Genomic DNA, 7,425 nt, shown 5'->3' with positions numbered 1-7,425 from the left:
GCCCAGATGGGCCCCGCCGCCCCCGCCACCGGTGACGCTGACCCCGTCCCCAACTGGCTCACCGTCACCCTCGACACCATCGGCACCACCTTCATCACCCTGCTGAAGGCCCTGGTCCCGCCGCTGATCTTCCTCGCCGTCGTCGCCTCCATCGCGAACCTCCGCGAGGTCACCGGCGCCGCCCGCCTCGCCTGGAAGACCCTCCTGTGGTTCGGCATCACCGCCCTCATCTCCGTGGGCGTCGGCATGGCCGTCGGCGCCGTCATGAACCTCGGCGCCAACACCGGCCTCAGCGCGGACGCCGCCCAGGCGCCCGACAAGTCCGGCACCTGGCTCGACTTCCTCACCGGGCTCGTCCCCTCCAACTTCATCGGCCTCACCGCCTCCGCATCCGACGACGGCGTGAAGCTCACCTTCAACGCCCTGCAGATCCTCGTCATCTCCATCGCCGTCGGCATCGCCACCCTGTCCGTCGGCGAGAAGGCCGAACCATTCCTCGCGTTCGTCCGCGCCGCCCTGGAAGTGGTGCAGAAGGTCCTCTGGTGGGTCATCCGACTCGCCCCCATCGGCACCATCGGCCTCATCGGCTACGCCGTGGTCGACTACGGCTGGTCCACGATCGGCGCGCTCGGCTCCTTCGTGCTCGCCCTCTACATCGGCCTCGCCATCGTCGCGGTCGTCGTGTACCCGCTGGTGCTGAAGTCCAACGGTCTCGGCGTCATGGACTTCTACCGCGGAGTCTGGCCCGCCACCCAGCTCGGCTTCGTGTCCCGCAGCTCGCTGGGCACCATGCCCGTCACCAAGGCCGTCACCGAGAAGAACCTCGGTGTCCCCGCCCACTACGCCTCGTTCGCGGTGCCGTTCGGCTCCGTCTCGAAGATGGACGGCTGCGCCGCCGTGTACCCCGCCCTGGCAGCCATCTTCGTGGCGAACTTCTTCCAGGTGCCGCTGGGCGTCACCGACTACCTGCTGATCGCGTTCGTGTCCGTCCTCGGATCGGCCGCCACTGCGGGCATGACCGGTGCCGTGGTGATGCTGACCCTGACCCTGTCCACCCTGGGCCTTCCGCTCGCCGGCGTGGGCCTGCTCATGGCCGTGGACCCGATCGTCGACATGGGCCGCACCGCCCTCAACGTCACGGGGCAGGCGCTCGTGCCGGCCGTGGTGTCCAAGCGCGAAGGCATCCTCGACGAGGCCGCGTACCGGTCGCGGGAGAACACCGCCGTCGCCGGCTGAGGCGCCGCGGCGGCGGGTCCGCGGGGACCCGCGCCGGGCCAGCCTCAGGTCCGCGCCGGGCCGCCGGGTCCGGCCTCCGCGCCGGGCCAGTCTCGGGTCCATGTCGGCCCAGCTGAACAAAAACCGACCGGAAAACGCTGTTGACGACTTCTAGAGCGCCGCAGAGTCGATTTCCGGTCGGTTTTTGCACGGCCGCCGCTGCCCCGCAGCCCCGCTGATCCGCTGCCCCGGCACCCCGGACCCCCGCTGCTCCGCTGCCGTCGGCTGGAGGCGGCCGGGCTGTCCGTGGCGTGCGGCCGCCCCAGCGTCCCGCAGCAGGCCCGGCCCGAACGCTGCGCATCAACTGAGACGGTGTTCCACTCAGTGAAACTCGCCCGTATCATTGCCGCATGATCACGCCCGACCCCGCAGCAGATCCCGCAACGGCCGCAGATTTCGTGGCCGCCCGCGCCAAGGAACCCGGCGCAGCCGTCGGCGCCGGCGCCCGCGCTGACGCCCGCCCCGGGGACTCTGCACAGCCCGCCGCCGACCGGCTCGTGCGATGCACCCCTGCGGACGCTCCGGCGCTCGCCGCACTGCGCCGCGAACGAGAACAGTGGATGCAGGAGCAGGGCGTCACCCAGTGGAAGCTCGGTTCCCTCCCGGAGGAGCGGATTCGCGAGCAGATCGCGGACGGTGACTGGTTCGCGCTGCTCATCCCGGACGGACCGCACGCCGGTGAGATCGGCGCAGCCGCCCGCATCCTCGACACCGACCCCCTCTACTGGGGCCACACCGACCTGCACGATGACCCCGCCACGTACACGCACGCGCTGATGGTGTCGCCGCGCGCCGCCGGCCGCGGGTTCGCCGCGCGGTTCCTGGCGGCCGGCCGCGCTGATGCCCGCAGTCGCGGCGCCCAGTTCCAGCGCCTCGACTGCCGCGATCAGCTGCTGCGGATCTACGAGCCGCTGGGGTTCGTCCGCGTCGGCGAGAAGGAGTTCCCGGCCGACCAGGTGGGGCTGTCCGGTTTCAGCGGTTACCGCGTCAATCTCATGCAGAGGGAGGCCTGATCACCTGATGGCCCAGTTGGAGGATCTGGGTCCCGTGGAGCAGCTGCGGGTGGGGCGTCTGCCGCTGCGGATTCTCTGGCTGTTCCTCGGGCTGACGGGTTTCGGTGTGGGCGCGGGGATGCTGCTCCTCTCGGCGCTCGGCACACAGCCGTGGAACGTGATGGAGGCGGCGATCGCTGACCGGACCGGGCTGACCATCGGCACCGTTGTGGTGATCGTGGCGTTCCTCGTGCTGGCGCTGTGGGTCCCGCTGCGGGAGAAGCCGGGCCTGGGCACGTTTGCGAACGCCCTGTGGATCGGCCCGGTGATGGATGTGACGATCGCGCTGATCCCCGCGCCGGAGGGCCTGCTCGGCCGGGTAGCGATGATGTTCGGCGGGATCCTCGTGGTGGGGGTGTTCGATGCCGTCTACATCGGCGCGCAGCTGGGGCCCGGCCCCCGCGACGGTCTGATGACGGGCCTGCACAGGCGTTTCGGCTTGCCCGTCGGCCCGATCCGCCTCGGCATCGAAGTGGCGGTGCTGGCGGTGGGGTGGCTGCTCGGCGGCCCGGTCGGTGTGGGCACGGTGGCGTTCGCGCTGCTGGTTGGCCCGGTGGTGCACTGGGCGCTGCCGCGGGTGACGATCCCGGTGACGCCGCCTCGCCGGCGGGGGACGACGTCGCCACGCCCGCGCGGGACGGGGACTCAGGCGGGCCAGCGGTAGCCGCGAGTGGTGGCGGTGCGCTCCCACCCGAGCGCGTCGTACAGGGCGAGGGCGGCCTCGGAGGTGTCGGCGACGGTCAGGGTCATGTCCTTCCCCGGCAGGTGCGCGGCGAGCGCCCCGATCAGGCGGCGCGCCACGCCCTGCCGACGGTGCGCGGGGTCCACCGCGAGGAAGTCGAGGTAGATGTCGCCGTCGTCCTCCTGCCCGGCGATGAAGCCGACGACCTTCCCGTCACTGCTGCCGGGGCTGCTGTCCGCCACGAGCGTGCGGTACCCCTGGTCGCCGTCCACCAGCTGCCGCGCCGTCGCGTACGCTCCCGGGAACGCCGCCTCGTGCAGTGCGCGGACCGCGTCGAGGTCGCCCGGCCGGACGGGGCGGACGGATCCGTCGGCCTGTGCCGCTGCTTCCCTGCTGACGCGCATCACGCAGTGCGCCGTCCCGCCGCGCCAGCCCTGGTCGGCGGCGAGGTCGGCGAGGCGCGTGTTGGAGAGGTCGGCGTAGATCTCGTGGCGGCCGACGGGTGCCTGCTCAACGGCGGCGCGCAGCAGGTCCACGGCGTCGCGGCCCCAGGTGTCGGGGGTGCACCAGGGCCCGTGGATCCAGCTCATGCCCACCTCATCGTCCCATTCGAGGAGGACCGCGCCGGTGATGGAGCCGTCCGAGTCGAGGCAGACGCGCAGGGTGTCCATCCAGTCCTGGTCCAGGTCCTCCAGTTCGGTCTCCAGACCCTCCTCGAGGGTGCCGACGTATGCGGTCGCCGTGGCGGGGTCCGCCTGCATCGAGGCGATGAAGCGGAGGGAGGCGTCGCGGTCCGTGAAGCGCTGCGGGCCGGGCACGGTCAGTTCCCGCGCTGCACGCTGAACACGGACATGCGCATGCCGTTGGGGTAGGCGGCGGAGAGCATTTCGGTGACGATGATCGGGTGGGTGGGCGCGGTGTCGTTCATGGTTGCGAGTGTACGGCCACTTCTCCACAAGCCTGGGGGTGTCCTCGTGGGCCGACGGGTTCTGCAGAAGGCTGGGCGCATGACGAAGAGAACCGCACCCAGCACCCGCCATCCGGCGTTCGACACCGCCTGCCCGCCCGGGCTCGACACCCTCGCCCACTACCTCATGCTCGCCATCGCGACCGGCACCCCGCCGGGGACCGTGGCCGGCCTGCTCGATTCGATGACCCGCCTCGGCGGCATCGCCGACTTCTTCCCCGACCAGGCCCCCATCGACCTGGAGGAGGCGCTCGCGCTCCTGGGGGAGATCATCGGCGCGCACAATGCCTGCACCCGCACCCACTCCCCGCACACGCGCATCTTCCGCCGCGCACAACAGGACTTCCTGGCCGACGGGGTCGTCCTTCACCTCAGCACCTCGCTGGACGATCCGCCGGAGGATGTGAAGGAGATGTACCTGGAGCGCATGGCGGACCGGTACGAGCCGTTCGGTGTGCACCTGCGCGCGTTCGTCAGCTCCACCGCGGCGGGGTCCTTGGAGATGCTGCGCACGGGCACACTGCGGCTGCAGGTGCGGATGATGGAGGATGCGCACCTCGAGGCGGACGGGGCCGAGCAGGGCGCGGCGCGGGACGAGCTCGCCGACGATATCGCCGACTACTTCCGCTGCCACGGTTGGAGCGTTGCCCGCGAGGAGGAGGCGGTGATCCGCATTGAGGGCCTCACCTGGCGTGTTGTCGCCGACGCTGCACCGTGCGGTCCGCTCGAGACGCACTCCTGCTGTGACTGCCCGGACTGCTGACAGTGCGCTGTTGACGACGCGCTGCTGACGGCGCGGGGTCGGCAGTGCGGTGTTCGGTCAGGGCGTCTGTTCGCCGTGGCCCGACGGGTTTGAGCCGTTGTCCTCGCCCAGTCCCTGCAGGATGCTCGTCTCCTCCGCTGCCGCGCCCGACGGGTCCACGCCGAATGCCCGCAGCGTGAAGTCCCCGGTCCGGTCGCGGTCCATCACGCAGATGGATGCATTCGGCAGCGGGTCGAGGATCGGGCCGGCGGCGAGGGCCAGCAGCACCTTCAGGGTGAGGCCGTGCGCCACCAGCACGACGGTGCGCCCCTCGGCCGATCCCTCCGCGCCCTCTGCCGCGGCGGTTTCGCGGGCGACGATGTCGTCGAACGCCGCCCGCACCCGCGCCACGAAGTCCGCGCCGCTCTCACCGCCGGGCAGGGCCTCGGCGGTGCCGGTGAACACGGAGCGGAAGAACCCGGCGAGGTCCGGGACCTGGCGCTTGAACTCCTCTGAGGGCCTGCCGTCGAAGTCGCCGAAGCTCAGTTCCCGCAGCCCGTCCACAGCTTCCACGGTGAGGCTGGTGTGGCGCTCGGCGATGATCTCGCCGGTGCGCATCGCGCGCGGCAGCGAACTGGCGTACGCAGCGGCGATCGGGGCGGCGGCGAGGAACTCGGCGGTGGTGCGGACGTTCGCTTCACCGTTCTCGGTGAGCGGGGCGTCGGTCCAGCCCTGCATGATGCCGGCGCTGTTGAACTCGGTGCGGCCATGGCGGATCAGCAGGAACCGGGTCGTGCCTGCGGGCGGCGGCGCCGTGACGAGGGCTGAGGCGTCGGAAGCGTCGGGGGAGGTGTGCGGGGAGGTCATGCCTCCACCGTATCGGGGCGTCCGGGGCCCGGGGCCGGGGCGCGCCTGGGTGATGGTGCGGGCCGCGCGGCCGCGCAGGTGTGCCGGCGGCGCCTCTGGGCAACGGCGGCCGCGGCACGGGCGGTGACCGTATTCTGGGCGCATGGGCACCACGATCTATCTGACCGGTGAGGCGAAGTCACCGACCAACAACCCCATCACGTCGAAGTGGGGGCTTTTCTTCGTGGGCCTCATCGTGAATAATGAGACCCACGTCATAGTCAGGGCGGACTGCAGCGCCACCCTCGGGCTCACCGTGGACTTCATCCGCGAACTCCTCGAAGGCCGCTCCCTCCTCGACGATGACGCACTGGTCGACACGATCACCACGAGGTACCACGGGTCCTCGCAGCGCGCACTGGCCGCAGCCGTCCGGAACGCCGCCGCGAAGTACCGCGACCTCTTGGACCGCGACACCAGCACACCCTGACCCCATAACCGCACCGTCAGCCCGGAACCTCGCCGAACCGGAACCCGTCGGAAGCACTGCCCCGGCGCCGCCCCAGCGGCCGCCGACCGTCCAGCCGCCACCGCGCGGCCAGGCCGGACCGTGCGCACCGAGCGAGCGTTCCCCGCGGCAGGCTTCCGGCTCTCCAGGTCCTCGACGCCCGGGCAGGCATCCGTACAAGGAGCCCCGCCATGATCGAGAACGGCCTGCTGATGCTCAGCGTCATCCTCGGCCTGTCCTGCATCCTCATCGTCCTGGAGAAGACCACCGGCTGGAAGCTGTTCAAGTTCGTGCCCGGCATGGTCATGATGTACCTGATCTGCGCCGCGCTGAACTCCGTCGGCGTCTTCTCCGACGCCGAGGGGACCCGCCAGGTCGCCGCCGATGTCAAAACCGTCATCCTCCCCGCGATGATCTTCCTGTTCCTCTTCGGCTGCGACTTCCGCCGGATCATCAAGCTCGGCCCGAAGCTGCTGCTCACGTACTTCGTGGCCGCGGCGTCCCTCGCCATCGGCGTCGTCGTGGTGTTCCTGGCGTTCAAGGCACTGCTCCACCCCGAATCGTGGAAGGTGTTCGGCGCCCTCCTCGCCTCCTGGACCGGCGGCAGCGCCAACATGGTCGCCGTGCAGGACGTCCTGCAGGCACCCGAAACGATCTTCGGCTACGCCCTCATCACCGACACCATCGTGTACTCCTTCTGGCTGATGGCGATGTTCTCCTCCGTCGCCGTCTCCGACCGCTTCAACCGCTTCACCAAGGCGGACACCTCCGTCATGGACACCGCCCTGGACCTCGGTGACACGGACGAGAAGCCCATCACCGCCGCATCCCTGGGCCTCACCGTGTTCGGGTCGCTGACCGTCGCGATCCTCGCCATCGAACTCGGCGACCTGCTGCCCGAAGTGGGCGATGTCCTCAACGGCACCGCCTGGACGATCATCATCGTGTCCATCCTCGGCGTGATCGTGGCGCACACCCCGCTCGGCAGGATCGGCGGCTCCACCGAGATCGCCACCCTCATGCTGTTCATCGTGATCGGCCAGATCGCCACCGGCTCCGACTTCTCCGCCATCACCCAGGCACCGCTGTACCTCGTGGCCGGCTTCCTCGTGCTGCTGGTGCACGTGATCATCATGGTCATCTACGCGAAGCTGACCCGGACTGAACTGTTCTCCCTGGCGGTGGCGTCGACGGCGAACATCGGCGGCATCGCGTCCGCCCCCGTGGTGGCGAGCGCGTTCAGCCGGCAGATGGTGCCCGTCGGCGTCCTCTACGCCCTCATCGGGTCGCTGCTGGGCACGTTCATGGGCCTGGCGGTCGCGCAGCTGCTCAGCCAGCTGGTCTGACCGGTGG

The 7,425-nt window shown here is 70.5% G+C and carries 8 protein-coding genes; 6 read left to right on the top strand and 2 right to left on the bottom strand.

Annotated elements, in window-relative coordinates; all coding sequences use genetic code 11:
- The first annotated feature begins 6 nt into the window (after positions 1-6).
- The 3 genes from MHY20_RS06430 (at position 7) to MHY20_RS06420 (ending at position 2,991) form a co-directional block, all read left to right on the top strand.
- On the top strand, positions 7-1,236 hold the full coding sequence (locus MHY20_RS06430; RefSeq protein WP_239375706.1) for a dicarboxylate/amino acid:cation symporter: 1,230 nt from the start codon (positions 7-9) through the stop codon (positions 1,234-1,236).
- Positions 1,237-1,625: 389 nt separating this feature from the next.
- Positions 1,626-2,288: a hypothetical protein gene (locus MHY20_RS06425; RefSeq protein ID WP_239375696.1), complete on the top strand. Its 663-nt coding sequence runs from the start codon at positions 1,626-1,628 to the stop codon at positions 2,286-2,288.
- Positions 2,289-2,295: 7 nt separating this feature from the next.
- Positions 2,296-2,991 carry a hypothetical protein gene (locus MHY20_RS06420; RefSeq protein ID WP_239375694.1) on the top strand — a complete coding sequence of 232 codons (696 nt, stop codon included), beginning with the start codon at positions 2,296-2,298 and terminating at the stop codon, positions 2,989-2,991.
- On the opposite strand, the gene MHY20_RS11750 is transcribed toward MHY20_RS06420, so the two are convergent.
- Positions 2,973-3,827 (bottom strand): N-acetyltransferase, encoded by an 855-nt coding sequence (locus MHY20_RS11750; RefSeq protein WP_239375692.1) that lies wholly within the window; start codon positions 3,825-3,827, stop codon positions 2,973-2,975. The two genes, MHY20_RS06420 and MHY20_RS11750, sit on opposite strands and share 19 nt — an antisense overlap.
- A gap of 189 nt (positions 3,828-4,016) precedes the next feature.
- Here MHY20_RS11750 and MHY20_RS06410 point away from each other — a divergent pair, with 189 nt between their 5' ends.
- A complete protein-coding gene (locus MHY20_RS06410; RefSeq protein ID WP_239375690.1) occupies positions 4,017-4,739 on the top strand; it encodes a hypothetical protein in 723 nt (240 codons plus the stop codon).
- A 57-nt stretch (positions 4,740-4,796) separates the two neighbouring features.
- Here MHY20_RS06410 and MHY20_RS06405 read toward each other — a convergent pair whose 3' ends face one another.
- Positions 4,797-5,585 carry a histidine phosphatase family protein gene (locus MHY20_RS06405; RefSeq protein WP_239375688.1) on the bottom strand — a complete coding sequence of 263 codons (789 nt, stop codon included), beginning with the start codon at positions 5,583-5,585 and terminating at the stop codon, positions 4,797-4,799.
- Positions 5,586-5,727: 142 nt separating this feature from the next.
- On the opposite strand from MHY20_RS06405, the gene MHY20_RS06400 reads away from it, so the two are divergent.
- Together MHY20_RS06400 and MHY20_RS06395 are read left to right on the top strand one after the other, a co-directional pair.
- Entirely contained in the window at positions 5,728-6,054 is a 327-nt protein-coding gene (locus tag MHY20_RS06400; RefSeq protein ID WP_183377067.1) for a DUF3870 domain-containing protein, read from the top strand.
- Positions 6,055-6,263: 209 nt separating this feature from the next.
- Positions 6,264-7,418: a DUF819 family protein gene (locus MHY20_RS06395; protein ID WP_239375686.1), complete on the top strand. Its 1,155-nt coding sequence runs from the start codon at positions 6,264-6,266 to the stop codon at positions 7,416-7,418.
- Positions 7,419-7,425: the final 7 nt, after the last annotated feature.

This window comes from Helcobacillus sp. ACRRO, assembly GCF_022347125.1.
Classification (GTDB): domain Bacteria; phylum Actinomycetota; class Actinomycetes; order Actinomycetales; family Dermabacteraceae; genus Helcobacillus; species Helcobacillus massiliensis.
This window is presented reverse-complemented; position numbering and strand designations above follow the sequence as displayed.